At 43.5% G+C, this 16526-nt stretch carries 16 protein-coding genes; 7 read left to right on the forward strand and 9 right to left on the reverse strand.

The genetic code is table 11. From position 1 onward, the window contains the following. Positions 1-28: 28 nt before the first annotated feature. Both ABIC84_RS26860 and ABIC84_RS26865 read left to right on the forward strand, forming a co-directional pair. Positions 29-2500, forward strand: a complete 2472-nt coding sequence (locus ABIC84_RS26860; protein WP_429265557.1) for a TonB-dependent receptor domain-containing protein — start codon at positions 29-31, stop codon at positions 2498-2500. 131 nt (positions 2501-2631) lie between these two features. Continuing rightward, complete coding sequence (locus tag ABIC84_RS26865) at positions 2632-2982, forward strand: Spx/MgsR family RNA polymerase-binding regulatory protein (RefSeq protein WP_090529140.1); 351 nt, start codon at positions 2632-2634, stop codon at positions 2980-2982. 326 nt (positions 2983-3308) lie between these two features. Here the strand turns inward: ABIC84_RS26865 and ABIC84_RS26870 are convergent, their stop codons facing one another. Further along, positions 3309-3536 carry a hypothetical protein gene (locus ABIC84_RS26870; protein ID WP_090529134.1) on the reverse strand — a complete coding sequence of 76 codons (228 nt, stop codon included), beginning with the start codon at positions 3534-3536 and terminating at the stop codon, positions 3309-3311. A gap of 347 nt (positions 3537-3883) precedes the next feature. Between ABIC84_RS26870 and ABIC84_RS26875 the strand changes: the two genes are divergently transcribed. From ABIC84_RS26875 to ABIC84_RS26885, 3 genes are all read left to right on the forward strand, one after another. Beyond that, positions 3884-5875, forward strand: coding sequence for a M1 family metallopeptidase (locus tag ABIC84_RS26875; protein ID WP_429265558.1), 1992 nt, complete (start codon positions 3884-3886; stop codon positions 5873-5875). Positions 5876-6093: 218 nt separating this feature from the next. Next, positions 6094-6411: a hypothetical protein gene (locus tag ABIC84_RS26880; protein ID WP_429265559.1), complete on the forward strand. Its 318-nt coding sequence runs from the start codon at positions 6094-6096 to the stop codon at positions 6409-6411. A gap of 12 nt (positions 6412-6423) precedes the next feature. Then, a complete protein-coding gene (locus ABIC84_RS26885) occupies positions 6424-7833 on the forward strand; it encodes an ATP-dependent DNA helicase (RefSeq protein ID WP_429265560.1) in 1410 nt (469 codons plus the stop codon). Positions 7834-8152: 319 nt separating this feature from the next. Here ABIC84_RS26885 and ABIC84_RS26890 read toward each other — a convergent pair whose 3' ends face one another. Next, positions 8153-8887, reverse strand: coding sequence for a LytR/AlgR family response regulator transcription factor (locus ABIC84_RS26890; protein ID WP_429265561.1), 735 nt, complete (start codon positions 8885-8887; stop codon positions 8153-8155). Further along, the gene (locus tag ABIC84_RS26895) at positions 8884-9999 is read right to left on the reverse strand and encodes a sensor histidine kinase (protein WP_429265562.1); all 1116 of its coding nucleotides are present in this window, start codon (positions 9997-9999) and stop codon (positions 8884-8886) included. Before ABIC84_RS26895 ends, ABIC84_RS26890 begins: the two co-directional genes overlap by 4 nt. Positions 10000-10235: 236 nt before the next feature. Between ABIC84_RS26895 and ABIC84_RS26900 the strand changes: the two genes are divergently transcribed. After that, positions 10236-10547 carry a hypothetical protein gene (locus ABIC84_RS26900; RefSeq protein ID WP_426584876.1) on the forward strand — a complete coding sequence of 104 codons (312 nt, stop codon included), beginning with the start codon at positions 10236-10238 and terminating at the stop codon, positions 10545-10547. Positions 10548-10987: 440 nt separating this feature from the next. On the opposite strand, the gene ABIC84_RS26905 is transcribed toward ABIC84_RS26900, so the two are convergent. From ABIC84_RS26905 to ABIC84_RS26920, 4 genes are all read right to left on the reverse strand, one after another. Then, positions 10988-11986: an ABC transporter ATP-binding protein gene (locus ABIC84_RS26905; RefSeq protein ID WP_429265563.1), complete on the reverse strand. Its 999-nt coding sequence runs from the start codon at positions 11984-11986 to the stop codon at positions 10988-10990. Between the two features lie 124 nt (positions 11987-12110). Beyond that, positions 12111-12941 (reverse strand): outer membrane beta-barrel protein, encoded by an 831-nt coding sequence (locus ABIC84_RS26910; protein WP_429265564.1) that lies wholly within the window; start codon positions 12939-12941, stop codon positions 12111-12113. A gap of 32 nt (positions 12942-12973) precedes the next feature. Then, on the reverse strand, positions 12974-13765 hold the full coding sequence (locus tag ABIC84_RS26915; RefSeq protein ID WP_429265565.1) for a hypothetical protein: 792 nt from the start codon (positions 13763-13765) through the stop codon (positions 12974-12976). Further along, complete coding sequence (locus tag ABIC84_RS26920; protein ID WP_090529690.1) at positions 13749-14318, reverse strand: RNA polymerase sigma factor; 570 nt, start codon at positions 14316-14318, stop codon at positions 13749-13751. The genes ABIC84_RS26915 and ABIC84_RS26920 overlap by 17 nt, the downstream gene beginning before the upstream one ends. Before the next feature lie 142 nt (positions 14319-14460). On the opposite strand from ABIC84_RS26920, the gene ABIC84_RS26925 reads away from it, so the two are divergent. Continuing rightward, positions 14461-14742: a hypothetical protein gene (locus ABIC84_RS26925; RefSeq protein WP_429265566.1), complete on the forward strand. Its 282-nt coding sequence runs from the start codon at positions 14461-14463 to the stop codon at positions 14740-14742. Between the two features lie 36 nt (positions 14743-14778). Here ABIC84_RS26925 and hemJ read toward each other — a convergent pair whose 3' ends face one another. Together hemJ and hemE are read right to left on the reverse strand one after the other, a co-directional pair. Next, entirely contained in the window at positions 14779-15312 is a 534-nt protein-coding gene (gene hemJ / locus ABIC84_RS26930; RefSeq protein ID WP_188833395.1) for a protoporphyrinogen oxidase HemJ, read from the reverse strand. Positions 15313-15424: 112 nt separating this feature from the next. Then, a complete protein-coding gene (hemE, locus tag ABIC84_RS26935; protein WP_429265567.1) occupies positions 15425-16450 on the reverse strand; it encodes a uroporphyrinogen decarboxylase in 1026 nt (341 codons plus the stop codon). Positions 16451-16526 lie beyond the last annotated feature (76 nt).

Consider the following 16526-nt stretch of genomic DNA (forward strand, 5'->3'; position numbering starts at 1 on the left):
TAAACGTCTTATGACCAAAATCGCAATTATGAAACAATTTCTACTAACAGTGATCTGCTGTTTTGTCACGGGCATGGTTATGGCCCAGGCTGCCGCACCGGTTCCTGTTCAAAATATAACTGTTAAAGGTACCGTGATCGATTCGGTAACCAACAAACCATTGGGGTATGGTACGGTGGCACTGCAGGATGCCGCTACCAAAACCCCGGTAAAAAGTACGCTTGCCAAAGATGACGGGAGCTTTGAACTGAAAGCCCCCGAAGGTAAAACCTATCAGTTAGTAGTAGCTTCTGTTGGATATGCAACAAAAGTACTCCCGGTGAAAATAACCGATAAAACGTTTGATGCGGGGCGGATCCTGGTAGCAGCATCAAGCAAACAGCTGAACGAGGTAACCATTACCGCTGTAAAGCCGGTTATGAAACAAGAGGTTGACCGCCTAAGCTACGATGTAACTGCCGACCCCGAAAGCAAAGCGGTTTCTGCATTGGACATGATGCGTAAAGTACCGCTTTTAGCCGTGGATGGCGACGATAACATCAAGTTAAAAGGCAGCGGCAAATACAAGATCCTGATCAACGGGAAAGAATCGGCACTGATGGCTAAAAACCCGTCAGACGTATTAAAGGCAATGCCGGCCACCAACATCGAAAAGATTGAGGTGATCACTACGCCGCCTGCAAAATACGATGCCGAGGGTTTGGCAGGTATAATTAACATCATCACTAAAAAGAACGCCGATCAGGGGTATAACGGCAGCGTCAACATGCGCTATAATAGTGTATGGGGCCCTGGCTATAACCTGAACATGACTGCCAAGCAGGGTAAGTTCGGAGTTTCGGGTTATGCAGGTTTTGGTAACCAGAAGCGTAATACCAATACATCAACCACCAAACAAACTTTTTTTGATCCTGAATCAAGCATCCTGCAAACAGGCAATAATTCATTTGGCGGCAAATATCGCTATGCTAATGCAGAGCTGAGCTATGAGATTGATACGCTAAACCTGCTTACCGGTTCATTCGAGTTTTTTCATGGCGAATTTGATCAGGACGGCTCACAACGATCGGCCCAGACGAATGCGGCCGGTGATCTGACCCAGGGTTATAGGCTGTCGAGCAACGGTTACAATCATGATCAGGGTCTCGACGCGTCTATCAACTACCAGTTAGGCTTTAAAGGGCATAAAGATGAATTGCTAACATTATCCTACAAATACAGCTACGGACCGAGCAAAAATTTCACCGATAACCAGTTTTCGGAAAGGGTTAATTATTACAATGCCCTCCAACCCGATTTCAGGCAATATAATAATGCAGGTAACCGTGAGCATACTTTCCAGTTAGATTATGCTTATCCATTGAAGAAAATCAGTATTGAGGCCGGCGGTAAAGTGATTCTGCGGAACAATTTCAGCGACTACAGACGCGAAGACAAAGATTCAACCAGTTCGGTATATAACGTCAATGCAGGACAAACCGGCGAGTTCGACTATCACCAGGATGTGTACAGTGCTTATAACTCATACCAGTTAAAGATGGATAAATGGACAGGCAAGGCGGGTTTACGTTTAGAGCATACCCAGGTAAATGCCGTGTTTACAGGCACGCCGCTTGATAAAAGCTATAATAACTTTATTCCATCGGTATCTGTTCAGCGCTCTATGAAAAGCAGCAGCATCAGTTTGGGCTTTACCCAGCGCATTCAAAGGCCGGGCATTTACCAGTTAAATCCATTTATTGATAAATCGAACCCTAAATTCATCAGTACCGGTAATCCCGATCTGAAACCCGAGCTGAACAATACTTTTGAGTTGAACTATAGTAATTTCTCAAAAGGATCAATCAATGTTGGTTTGAGCTATGCGTTCTCCAACAATGCTATCCAAAACGTAACCAGCCTGATTCAAAACAACATGGGTGATCATATTGATACGGTTACGTTTACTACGTACCAAAATTTGGGTAGCAACCGTTCACTTGGCTTAAACTTGAATACCAATTACTCAATCACTAAAAAGTTTACGGTTAACATCAACGGGCAAATTTCGCATGTATGGTTAAAAGGTACTTATAATGGTCAGTTTTACAAAAACGATGGTTACACCGGCAACGCTTTTGCCAATATTGGTTACAAGTTTGATGGTGGCTACCGTTTAGGGCTTGATGCCGGTTTCTTTAGCGGTGATGTTACCTTACAAGGTAAATCGAGCAATTTTATTTTTAACTCCTACGTACTATCTAAAGAGTTCCTGAACAAAAAGCTAACCATATCAGCGGTAGCCAACAACCCATACAGTAGATACCGTACATTCAGATCGACCACACATACAGTTGATTTTGACCAGGAATCATTATACCATAACCGCTACAGGAATTTTGCCGTGAGATTAAACTTTAAGTTTGGTAAATTGAATGGCGATATCAAAAAGAACCAGCGTGGCATTAATAACGATGATACCAAAGGCGGAGGAAAAAGCAATGGCGGCGGCAATGGTTAATTGCTGATAGATATTTGTTAGGAGAGGCGCGTAATGGCGCCTCTTTTTGTTTCGTATCGTCTCATTGTAAAAGAACAGGTGAGTTGCCATAGCATCTGCCTATGATACCTCTAAATCCGTAAATTTACCCCATGAAAGTTTACGGAATTACCAATTGCAATACAGTAAAAAAAGCCCTCGACTGGCTTAAAGAAAATAAAGTAGCTTACGATTTCCAGGATTTCAAAAAGCTGGGTGTAAGTACCGAAAAGCTGCAGGAATGGGACAGCAAAGCGGGCTATGAGAAATTTTTGAATAAACAGGGCCTCACCTGGAAACAGCTTGACCCCGCGGTTAAAGAAAGCATCAAAACCAATGTCGACGCGATGCAATTATTACAACAAAAAACCAGCATGATCAAACGCCCGGTTATTGAGGATAATGGTTTCCTTTTCTTCGGTTTTGATGAGAAGGTTTATGCCGATCATTTTTTGGGGAAGTAAGGGATTTCGACGACTTACGAGGCTTAGGGCTTCGTAAGTTTTAGTTAGCTTTCGAATTCATCGGGGTTTCGTTTGGTATGAAAAATTGAGATAATAAAAGCAGTATCAAGGTCTTTATCGTGCCAGTAAACTATTATATATGGGAATTTCTGTAGCGGGGCGAAGTGAAGATCTATATCATATCTTTTTGAATACAGTTCGGGATGGAGTTTTATAATACCTAAAACCCCTTTGAGCTCTTCCTAAGATATTTTGATAGGCCTTTTTGTTGTTCTTCATACCAGTTACAGGCATCAATAAATTCAAGCTCGGCCCTCCTTAAAAGTTTAATTGTAGGCACTGTTCAGGTCTTCTTCTATATCATCCCAATTTCGGGCGGTTGTTTTTCCTTCTAAAAAGTCCTTTTTTGATTTGAGTAAGCCTTCGATATCTTTTTTTGAAAAAGAGAACTCATTTTCTATATCGATAGTATACGTTAAACCAAAACGATTTAATATCTCCTGTAATACAGGTAAATCGCTTTCATTAGTTATGTTCACAGTTAGCGTGGTCATATTCAAATTTACAAAAGAAATTTGGTTTATGAATATAAGCCTTTAAAGTTCCACCGTTGTTGGTATGACAACTCCCAACAATGGTGGAAATAAATATGTTATCGCGAGGAACGAAGCGATCGTACGGAGGTAGGCCGCCCTGTATAACATGCGATTGCCGCGCTACGCTCGCAATGACATGATATTTTCGAAATGCTTATTTCAATATTTATCCCAATCCACCTGATATATAGCTACTAAGCATGAATTTAATTATTTAATAAATCCGTAACAATCGTTTTACCGATCTTTTGCTTCTGCCTAATTTGTAGTATACTTGTTCCTTTACGCAATTTATTTGACTGAACATGAAACTAAAACTGATGGCAGGTTGCAGCCTTGCCTTTATGTTGGCCGCAGGGATGAGTTATGCCCAGCAGCCAGCGCCTACCACCACACTCCCCGCTGGTTCTGTTTACGATTATCACGAAACTTTCGGTCCCGGGTTTTACACTAAGAATGGTACTGAGTTCCGCGCGGCAAGCGGTGAGCCGGGATATAAATACTGGCAAAACCGTGCCGACTATCAGTTGGCTGCCAAGCTGAACGATCAAACCAACGAAATTACCGGCTCGGAAGTTTTAACGTATACCAATAACAGTCCGCAAACATTGGGCTTTATGTGGATGCAGCTTGATCAGAACCTGTTTAAGCTCGATTCAAGAGGCACAGCTATCGTTCCGCCTGCGGGTAGCCGTAACTGGGGCCGCGGTGAAGCATTTGATGCTGGTTATAAAATTAAATCGGTAAAAGTTGCCGGTACGAAAGGCGAATATGTCGACGTTAAATTCCTGATCACCGACACCAGGATGCAGGTTTTCCTTCCAAAGGAAATTGCCGCGAACGGCGGACAGGCTAAACTGAAAATTGAATACTCATTTGTGTCGCCAAATTATGGATCAGACCGTATGGGCTATCTGCAAACCAAAAATGGTAAAGTTTATACTATTGCACAGTGGTACCCGCGCGTATGTGTGTATGACGACGTAATGGGCTGGAACACCCTGCCGTATAGCGGCCCGGGTGAGTTTTACCTGGAATATGGTGATTTTGACCTGAGCATCACTGCTCCTGCAAACCATATCGTAGTAGCATCCGGCGAATTATTAAACCCGCAGGATGTATATACCCCTGAGCAATTGAAACGCTGGGCAGCCGCCGAAAAAAGCGAAAGCACAGTGATCATCCGTTCGGCTGCTGAGGTTACCGATCCAAAATCGCGCCCTGCCGGTAAAACCCAGTTAACCTGGCACTTTAAAATCAAGAATGCCCGTGATGCTTCATGGGCTTCATCTGCAGCATTTATTATCGATGCTGCCAAGATGGACCTGCCAAGCGGTAAAAAATCAACTGCTATATCTGCCTACCCGGTTGAAAGTGATGGCAACGATGCCTGGGGCCGTTCAACAGAGTACGTTAAAAAATCTATTGAGTATAACTCATCAAAATGGTTCGAGTTCCCTTATCCTGCTGCTACTGCGGTTGCAGGTATAGTGGGTGGTATGGAATATCCAGGCATTGTTTTCTGCGGAGCTAAAGCCAAAAAAGCAAGCCTTTGGGGTGTAAACGATCACGAATTTGGGCATACCTGGTTTCCGATGATCGTAGGCTCAAACGAGCGCATGTACGGCTGGATGGACGAGGGTTTTAATACGTTCATCAATACGCTATCGACAGCTAACTTTAATAACGGCGAATACAAAAGCACCCGCGTGCCGGATATGCACACTATCGGTGCTTTCTTTACCAGGCCCGACCTTGAGCCTGTTATGAGCCAGCCGGCCAACCTTAAAGAAAAAAATACCGGCACCCTGCTTTATTCAAAACCAAGTGCCGGTTTAGTATTGCTGCGCGAGCAGATCTTAGGTCCTGAGCGTTTTGATTTCGCCTTTAAAACCTACATTAACCGCTGGGCATTTAAACACCCAACTCCCGACGACTTTTTCCGCACGATGGAAAATGCAAGCGGCGAAAACCTGCAATGGTTTTGGAGAGGCTGGTTCCTGAACGACTGGCGTTTGGATGTTGCTGTAAGCGATGTAAAATATGTTGATAATGATCCAACCAAAGGCTCGCTGATCACTTTAGATAACCTGGGTAAAATGGCAATGCCGGTTATCCTGGAAGTTAAAACCAAAGGTGGTAAAGTTGACCGCGTAAAACTGCCGGTTGAAATTTGGGAGCGTTATGCGTCATGGACATTTAAATATCCATCAACCGAAGAAATTGAATCGGTTACTTACGATCCTGATAAAGTATTACCGGATTACAATCCTGAAAATAACGTTTGGAAAAAATAACCTTATAAATCTCTCCTGAAGGGGAGATCAGTGAACGGCGACAAGATATCTTGTCGCCGTTTTTGCATTAAGCGTCCCTTGCCTGATCTCCAATAGCGATAAGTGCCCCTGCTTACAAAGCTAAACACCATACCCAGGAACGACCAGTTTTAAACTTGTTTTTTAGTCATATAGCCTCTGCAGTTTTTTGTAAATTGCATATTAATAAACGGAAGCCTATGGGACAGATTGTAATTGTTGCTTATAAACCTAAATCGGGCAAACAGGAAGCATTAAAACAGTTAATGAAAACGCATATACCGCGCCTGAAACAGGAAGGACTGGTAACCGACCGTGAATCCATCATTATGGAAGCTGCCGACGGCGCCATTATTGAAGTTTTTGAATGGCTGAGTGCCGAAGCCATTGCAAATGCCCATCATAATAAAGCAGTGCAGCAAATGTGGGGCGAATATGCTGAAGTTTGTGATTATGTTCCGCTTAATACACTGAAGGAGGCCGGAAACATGTTTGCGGGCTTTGTGCCCGTTAATTAAAGAAGGATTCCCGTGCCCATTACTTTAAATACAGATCAAAAATCTGCTTTCAAGGCAATCCAAAAATTTCTTGACCATCCGGCTGCCGATGTTTTTGTGCTGAAAGGATATGCCGGTACCGGTAAAACCTTTTTGATGCAGCACATTGCGCAATGGCTTAAAGAAAAGGAAAAGAAGTTTTGCATGCTGGCGGCAACGGGCAGAGCCGCCACAGTTTTAAGGGGTAAAACGGGTTTCTCCGCCACAACAGTTCATGGCGAATTATATAATTTTGATAAGATAGATGGCCTTGACGAGGAAACACTGGCCGAAAGTTCGGCACCACGTATGGCCGGACAAATGACCATGCAGTTTTCAACCCGCACTGCCGATGCCGAAACCACCATTTATATTGTTGATGAGGCTTCGATGCTTTCAGGCACGTTGACTGAGGGCAATGGCTTCGCGGTTTTTGGCTCGGGAATTCTGCTTCAGGATTTTTTCCAGGTAGCTAACAAGAGCAAGATTATTTTTGTCGGCGACCCCTGCCAGTTGCCACCCGTAGGGCAAAGCTTTAGCCCCGCGCTTGATACAGACTGGCTGGCTAAAAATCAGCGTTTCCCGGTATCTGTTAAGCTTTCAAAAATAGAACGTAATAAAGATGACAACGATATTCTGGTTTTGGCAGGAGCTATCCGCACGATGAGCGAAAGCCGGGAGCGCACCAAATTTCCAAAGATCCCGGCATCAAACCTCAACAATGTAAAACTTCACGCTACAGACGATGTTATGTTTAACCTGTACGCGGCAAATTATAAGGCGGCCGGACCCAATAGCTGCCTGGCTATAGCACGCAGCAATAAAAAAGTTCAAATGATAAACCGGGATATGCGACGCGAACTTTTTGGTTCGGGATATGTGCCCCTGCAGGTAGGCGATGTGCTGCTGGTAACACAAAATAATTATTCGGTACCACTCACCAACGGCGATTTTGTAATTGTAAATGAGCTTGAAGAAACCGAACAAAAGCTGGGCATGAAATTTCAAAAAGTGTTGGTCACCGCGCTGGCTTCGGGGAAGGAGTTTAAGATGCTGCTTTCTTTAGATACGCTTGAAAGCTTAAAGGGAAATCTCACTAACGATCAATCCAAAGCGCTGATCATCGATTTTAATGACCAGATGAAGGCAAAAGGCATTTCTCAAAAAAGTGAACAGTATAGGGAAGCCATGCGCGAAGACCCTTATCTCAACTGCCTTAAAGTTTCGTACGGCTATGCCGTAACCTGTCATAAAGCCCAGGGTGGCGAGTGGAACAATGTTTACCTCTTTTTAGATAAAAGCATGTACGGTTCACCATACTATGAACTTTGCAAATGGTGGTACACTGCCGTTACCCGTGCAAAAGATGAATTGAATTTGGTAAATGACTGGTGGGTTGCGTGAGTTTAAAAAAAGTTATTGCGAGTATCCATTAGGGAAACCCTAAAAAAAATGTAATGACATGTAAAATATATTTTAACGGTGTTGCGCGCGGGCCGCATTAGGGATTGCAGTGTAAAGCCCGGAGCGCGTAAAGGGGTTGCGGGCGGGAAAGGCGAGGACTTGCAACGGAAAGCCCGGGCCGCAGGCAATGCCCATGTTATAAAATCCATCAAGAAAAATACACTTAATAATCAATGACTTACAATCATGAGCTCCCTGCGGTCGGTTGTCTTCGTACCTGGCAATGACGCTTTTATTATTAATAGAATTTTAAGACACTTCACCCCATCTGCAACCGCTCACTCTTCAACTTTTTCTGAACGTCCTGCTTATAGTTGCGACCGATAGGCAGTTCATGTCCGGCAACATCCATGCTATAGGCATAAAAAGAATCTATTTTGTTCAACGCAACTATAAACGACCGGTGGATGCGTACAAACCTGTTCTCAGGAAGCATTTCTTCGAGCAGGCTGATCTTTTGCCTGGTAATGTGGACGTGGTTATTTACGGCCACTACTTTAACATAATCGCGCAGGCTTTCTATCCATAAAATATCATTGATATTAACCTTAATTGTTTTACGGTCTACTTTAAGATAAATGAACGTATGGGTATCACTTACAGGCTCTTCATGGGTAATCAGGAGTTTGCCCTTATGCTCGTTTAGCTGATAAATCTTGTCGACCGCCCGCAGGAAACGCTCAAAGGAGATAGGCTTTAAAAGGTAATCAACCGCATTCAAGTCAAAACCATCAAGGGCGTATTCGCTGTAGGCGGTGGTGAAAATTACTTTAGGTGGGTTCTTGAGGCTTTTCAGCAGGTCGGTACCTTTTATTCCCGGCATCTGAATATCCAGGAACATCAAATCGATAGGTTTTTGTTGCAAGAGGCGAAAGGCTTCAATACCGTCATTACAGGTAGCGGTAACCTCCATCTCGCTGAAGCGCGCAAGATAGTTTTTCAATACCTCAATGGCATGTGGCTCATCGTCGACTATAAGTGTGCGGATTTTCATGCGGTTACCATTTGTTGTACAGCAGCGTGTTTTATGATTTTCAGGTCGAGGTCAAGCGCCACAAAAAAGGTATCTTCTTCGTTCACGATCTTCAGGCGTGAGGTATGAGGGTACAGCAGGTTGAGCCTTTTGGTTACGTTCTTTAGTCCGATATGCCCCGGTGTATAGCCTTCTTCAACAGGATGTTCGGGTTTGCTGTTGGCTACTTTTAACTTGAAGTGGTTTAGTGTAACGCTGATATCAATATTGATCCAGGTAGCGCCAACCTGCTCGCTGGTGCCGTGTTTAAAAGCATTTTCGATAAAAGGTAAAATGAGCAGCGGGGCTATAGTTTTATCTTTCAAATTACCGGTAATGGTAAAGTTAATGTCGATGCGGTCTTCATAGCGAAGTTTTTCGAGCTTTACATATTGCTGCATCATAAATACTTCCTTCTCCAAAAGCACTTCATTATCTGAGCATTCATAGAGCATATAGCGCAGCAGGTCCGACAGGCCAATTATAGCCTGCGGCGATTTGGGCGAATTATTAAGACTTAACGAATAAAGGTTATTAAGTGTATTAAATAAAAAATGCGGATGTACCTGGGCTTTCAACGCGTTGAGTTCGGCTTCTAATGCCGCCTGCTTGCGCTCATACCACATTTTAAAAAGTTTAATAGCAAGTACAAACCCGGTAAACAGGTTAGTCCCTTTAAATGAATTTACCAGGCTTTGCCCATCTGTTAATTGCTCAAAAAACGGACGTTGGGTTGAGGCGATATAACCGGCATCTGTTACGTGCATCACCCTGATCAGGTAGGGCGCAACAAAAAGGATTCCGATGGTACGGCTGATAAACATACATGCAAAAACAAGCGGTATCAGCATCATGAAAAACATCACATATCGTTTTTCAAAAACGTATTTGGGCACCAGCCAGTAAGCAATGGCATAGTAATACGCTATTTGTATGGGCATGTACAAAAGGTTATTGCGTAAGGATACCCAAAAATTGGTCTGGAACGAATAAAGCGTCGTGATGAAAAACGATACAATTACCCAAAATATCAGGTGCTGCCAAAAGCGCGGCAGCTTTATATTATTGAGCAGGAGATCGAAGCCGGTATTCATATAGCTAATTTACTGTAAAACAGTTTAATTGGGCGGCTTTTAGGATAAAAGTGCGACAAACTGCAATCATTTGATGACGAACTACCTGGAGTAAGGCTGCTTCGGTACGTTTTTCAGGTTGGATGTTTATTTGTCGTATTAAAATGCAGTTAATCGTAACTGGCGGGTTGTGTGCCTACGCTATTTTCATGCCATTTTACGAGCCCTTAATTTTAGTTTATATTAAAAATAACACCATGAAAAAGTTAATTATCACAGTTTGTATCCTGGCATTTGCAGCAGTTGCGGTGCAGGCTCAAAATAAAATAACAAACGTACACGGTTTTTGGGTAGTTGAACACAAGATTAATTTGCCCCGCGTGCAAACCATTAAGTTTTATAACGATAACAATAAGCTGATATACGAGGAAACAGTTTACAGCAAACTCAACATTAAAAAGAAAAAGACCCGCCTGGCGCTTGATCAGGTCCTTGACAGGTTGAACGAGCGCACCGCCTATGTTGAAAGTAAAAACCTGGTAATGCTGAGCCTTGATTTAAGGCATTAAGATCTTTTTAAATATACGTTTAAAAACCGGTGGTCAACGCGAGGTATGGCGCCGGTTTATTTTTAAGAAAATTCTTTTCCTTCCCGTCAGCGGGTAAGCTTCGGGCGAAAGCGGGCAGAACAATGCCGGCCTGTGCTGCTGTTGGGGCATAGCAAGTTTTTGCAGAAGCGGGGACAACGAGCGAGCGAAGCAGGGCAAAATAATTGCAGCCCGTGGTTATGCCCGGTTTGCAGGGCAAAGGCCTTGAGCGCAAAGAAGCCTATCTGCTGACTTGATTTTTGGTTACTTTTGTGTCAAGACAGACGGCGAAGCCCTCTTGAGCACCTTAAAAAAACAAACAACAGCGAAAAACGTAACAGCCAACCCGCGGCGATTGAGCGGGCCGATGATGTCATATACAACTAAATCACGTTGCTAACCTTAGAACGTTTAATTGAAGATTAATACTCCAAATACTTCTCAATCCTTACCGCTACCAAATCTCCCTCGATATATTTCCCGGTTTCCTCGCTCAAGACCCGTACGGTTATATCTTCGTGCTGAAGGATCAGATCCTCATAAAAACCTTTAAATAGCACCTGCTTAACAACCCAGCTTTTGGTTGCCGCTATCAATTTAATTTTGATTTGCTCAGGATAAACAACCGCATATTCTTTGGTTATGTCAATGCCGCAAAAACGGGCTTCATGAGCGGTTAGTACGTTGCAATTGGTGAGCAGTTGGGCCGTATAAAGAAATTTGGGATGTTTGTATAGAGCCTTGGGATTGCCATGCTCAACAATTTCTCCTTTGTTTATAACAATGAGCTCATCTGCCATCGATAGCACTTCGGCAGGGTCATGGGATACCATGATCACCGTTAATCCGATTTCTTTAACTATCTGCCTGATATCATGCTGTAAGCCTTCCCTAAATGAAGTATCGACCTGGTTAAAGGGCTCATCGAGCAGCAATACCTGGGGATGGGTAACAATAGCGCGGGCAATGGCTACGCGTTGCTTTTCGCCGCCGCTTAGGTCGGCCACACGCTTATCGGCCATGGCAAACATATTGAGCTGTTTAAGCACCCTTTCGGTTTTCTCCTGTTTGGCTTTGAGATCTGTTGCCGGCAGCATAGCCGCCACGTTATCCCAAACTTTGGCAAACAGGTTAAGATCATCGGTATGCTGGGTTACCATTTTCATGGCATCATGACCGGGGATCAGCTTTTCTTCGGGTCCCCAAATGCGTTCGCCCTTAAAGTAAACAGTGCCTTCATCGGGCGAGAGCAAACCATATAACAATCTCAGTAAAGTACTTTTACCACTGCCGCTTTCGCCGATAATGGCGGTGATTTTGCCCGGTTCAATAACGAGCCCGGTTTTTTTTACACCGGCCTGCTGCTTTCCCGGGTATATTTTACTTATGGCAACCGCCTGCAAAAAAGGAATCTCTGACATCAGTGGCAAAGATAAACGTTTGAGTCATGATTCTGAACCATGATTTACCTGATTTAAGGATTACAGGATGGCAAGTCATCCATCTATCATGGCCATCCTGTAATCCTTAAAATCATGGTTCTGTTTAGAAGCCAAAAGTCAATCCGAATGAGAAGTTCCTTAACCCTTTTTGATCCGGGCTGTTTTCAAACATATCGTTGAAGTAATATTTGGCATATAAGCCCATGATACCGTATCCCATGCGTACAAATACGCCTTTGCGCAGTTTGGCAAAATGATAATCGTCATTAAATTTTTGCTTGCCATTTTCCTCGCTGATCTGTTTTACGCGACCATTAAGCAAGATCCCAATCTCCGGACCGGCAACCAATCTGAAGTAGTTGCCCCTGTCGTCCTCATGGCTGCGGTAGTAAAATGATAGGGGGATTCGCAAATAGCTTGATGAGAAACGGTTTTTGCTGTAGTGGATGCTATCCTGCACGTACGTAAGTACCGGCGCGTTACGCTGGATAGTAATATCGTTGCGCAGCCGGATATGTGTCCAGTCAAAACCGCCGGATACATAAATTTTGAAGGCACTGTTAAAGCGATAGCCAAATTGCAGCACATCAAAACCGAAGTTGCTTGTTTTCCACTGGCGGTAGCTTAAAAACTTGTTTTTGTCAGATAGGGTAAAGCTGCCGTTGTCGATCAGCGTAGCAAAACCCAGGTCGATCCTTGAAAAGGTTACCCCAAAGGAAAAGCCGGGCGCTTTGTGTGCGTGGTAGGCGGTATCAGGCTCATCATTGTTAATATTCACCTGGGTTACATCTTCGCCAAAACCCAGTTTTACCTTAACATGCTTTTTAAGGGTGGTGGTATCTGACGTGTTTTGGGTGGAATCGGCAGGTGTGCTTTGAGCGAAAACAAAGCTCGCGGCAAGGCATATTGTGATGGTGAAAATAAGGCGTTTCATATGTTGTGGTATATCTATCTTTCGCTAAAATATTATTTCTCTTTCTCTTTTTTTACTTTAATAAAGCCCAGGTTCAGGCCTGTAATGGTGGCGTCGTCTTCATCGGTATTACTGAATTCAATTACTTTGTCTTTACGTTTATCAACAGCGGCTATCACCACGTTAAAAACATCGCCAAGGCTACGGATACGATGTTTTTTTACAGGTTTGGCTGCAATTACATGAGCGTCATGCGACGGTACCCGGGCTATTAATGCCGCCTGTGTGTTGTCACTTGCAATGATGGTTAATTTCGGGCTGATTCCCGTTGCTGTATCCGGAACCACGGCGTTAACAACAGGATAATCTGCGGCGGGGGCATTTGCTAATAATGGTTCATCTGTATGGGCTGTTACAGGTGAGGGGATAGGATTTACCGGCTGTGATACAGATGGTGTCAAATTGCTTTTTGTTTTATTAACATGCGCTATAGTATTAACAGGTGCTATAACCGGATTTGCAGGTACTTTGTTTTGGGCCGTGGTTGGACGTACCACGGGTTTAACTGTAACTGCCATAGGTTGTGTTACCGGTTGATGGGTTTTAACTATTTCTGTTGGATGGTCATGATGTTTAGCCCTTTGTTTCGGGATGAACAGGATACCTGCGGTGATCAGTAATATTACACCTGCTGCCGCGCTTAGCAGAGGCGATAAAATTCCTTTACGCCTGCCGAGGTTTAATTCGGCGTTGATGCCCTGCCATACATGGGCCGATGGTTGTATTTCCAGGTCATCAAGCTTTTGTTGAAACAGCCTGTCCAGTTCCTTATCCTGCATATCCATAACTTTTGCCCTCCATTTTAGCAATTTGTTCTTTCAGTATTGTACGAGCCCTTGATAGCTGCGATTTAGAGGCACCCTCGGTAATGCCCACAATCTCCGCTATCTCTTTGTGCGAATAACCTTCCAGCGCGTAAAGGTTAAACACTATCCGGTAACCCGGTGCCAATTGCTGTATCATGCCCATCAGCACTTTTGCATCCAGGTTGGCCGCAGCTAATGGATTAACCGATGGCTCATGCCCTGCCTCGTCAATATCAATTACCTGCATCATTTTATGATGTTTGCGATAGTATTCAATTGAACTGTGAACCATGATGCGCCTAACCCAGCCCTCAAATGAACCATCGCCCCGGTAATCATCCATTTTGTGGAAAACCCTTATAAAACCATTCTGCAACATGTCTTCGGCCTCCATGCGGTCGGTGGCATAGCGCATACACACCCCCAGCATTTTTGAGGCAAACTGTTTATAAAGCAGTTCCTGCGCCTTCCGCTCGCCGGCCCGGCAGCGGTCTATCAGTTGGTGAATGGTATATTTAGGTTCCAAAAACATCATTTATAAGTAAGATGGCGGAGTGATGTAAATGGTTGCATGGGGATGTAAATATTTTGATGAATAGTTTAAGAAGATGAATGATGATGATTTGTTGTAACTTCGGTTTACAGCTTTTTGAGAAGCGCCAATAGATAAAATCATGGAATTAATCCTAAAATCAGATAACAAGCAAAGCATCGCGAAGATAATCGCTTTGGCTAAAGAGCTTAATGTTATTGTAGAAGAAAAAAGTGCAGAAACTGAGAGTATAAGCCGCGAAGCGCTCAAAGAGCGGATTTTGAATTTCAGGGCTGCTTCTGAATCTTCATTTGGGGATCCGGTAGAATGGCAAAGAGCTCAAAGGGGAGATCATGAATTAGATATATCTGCGATTTTAGAAAATCAAAAGAAGTTGCTTGAACTGGAGGGGAAAATAGCTTGACGATGAGGCTTTTAGATAAATATTAAAATCAGCTGATTATTTCTTCTCCCTATATCTTTTATAAATCTTCACGGCTATCATCAGTATCACAGCCAGCGATACCAAGCCAACAACACCAAAGATCCAATTCAAAGCGCTCTTAAGCACCACAAGAAAAACAATGGCGAACAGAAAAATGGTAGCAACTTCATTCCACAAACGTAGTTGAATGGATGTCCATTTGAACACGCCGTTACGCATCTGTTTTATTTTATTTTGGCAGATGAAATGATAGATCACTAAAGCCACAACAAAGGTTAGCTTGATATGCATCCATCCAAATTGAAGCCAAATTGGCTTGAGGATAAGCATCGTTGCGCCCGCTGCTATAGTAAGGTACATTGAGGGGATAGTTATGATATTCCATAACTTGCGTTCAATGATTTCGAATTGTTTAGACAATATAGTACGATCCGGCTCGGGCTTATCCTGGGCTTCGGTATGATAAATAAATAAACGTACGCTATAAAATAACCCCGCCATCCAGCAGACCACAAAAATGATATGTATAGCTTTTACGTAATCGTACATGTCAATTAATACATGTCATTGCGAGGAACGAAGCAATCGCGAACTTTACAGAGCGACTTGCATAGTTCGGGATTGCCACGCTATCGCTCGCAATGACATGTTGGCTTTATTATTAGTTTCTGTATTCTTTTATCACTTCTACCGCGTACTTCACATTATCAAACGGGATATCAGGCATAATGCCATGGCCCAGGTTAAAGATGAAGCCGTTTTCGCCTTTCATTCGGTCGAACAAACGGTAGATGCGTTCTTTAATTACTTTTTTATCAGCATAAAGAATATGCGGATCAAGGTTGCCCTGTACCGCTATACCTGCCGGTAAACGTTTTTTGATATCTAACAGATCAACATTCCAGTCGATAGAGATCACATCCGGTTTAGCCTCGGCCATTAGCGGTGCAAAAACCGAGCTGCCTTTACAGAAAGAAATCACCGGGATATCTTTACGGTTTAGTTTGCTGATGATCTCTGCAATATAACGGTGACTAAATTCTTTATAATCATCCCATGCCAAAGCCTGTGCCCAGCTGTCAAAGATCTGTACAGCGTTTACGCCGGCGGCGATCTGCATGTTCAAGTAATCAGCCGTAACGGTGGCAATTTTTGATAACAGCTGATGGGCCATTTCCGGCTCATTGTGCAGCATCAGTTTGGTACGTTTAAAATCTTTTGATGATCCGCCTTCAACCAAATAGCTCATTACGGTAAACGGCGCACCTGCAAAACCAATTAACGGGATGCGGCCGGCAAGGCGTTGCTGAATTACTTTAATGGCATCGGCGACATATTGCAGCTTATCCAATACATCAGTTTGCAGGTTGTCTATATCGGCCTGTGTACGTACCGGATTGGCAAACAGCGGACCAACACCCGCGTTGAAACTCAGGTCGCCTCCCATGGCTTCACCCGTTACCAGGATATCTGAAAATAAAATGGCGCCGTCAATCCCTAACAGGTCAACCGGTAGCATGGTAACATCGGCAGCGATCTCCGGTGTTTTACACATTTCGAGGAACGAGTATTTGTTTTTAATATCCCAATACTCTTTCATAAAGCGGCCTGCCTGCCTCATCATCCAAACCGGCGGGCGTTCTGTCTGCTCCGAAAATGCCGCTTTTATTAATAACGAATCTCTCATATTTTATGTTAGAAGCAAGAAAGTGGATAGAAGCAAGAGGTCAAGAATCAAGAGACAAGAAAGAAATTTAATCCTG

Source organism: Mucilaginibacter sp. 3215 (assembly GCF_050433785.1).
Taxonomy (GTDB): Bacteria; Bacteroidota; Bacteroidia; order Sphingobacteriales; family Sphingobacteriaceae; genus Mucilaginibacter.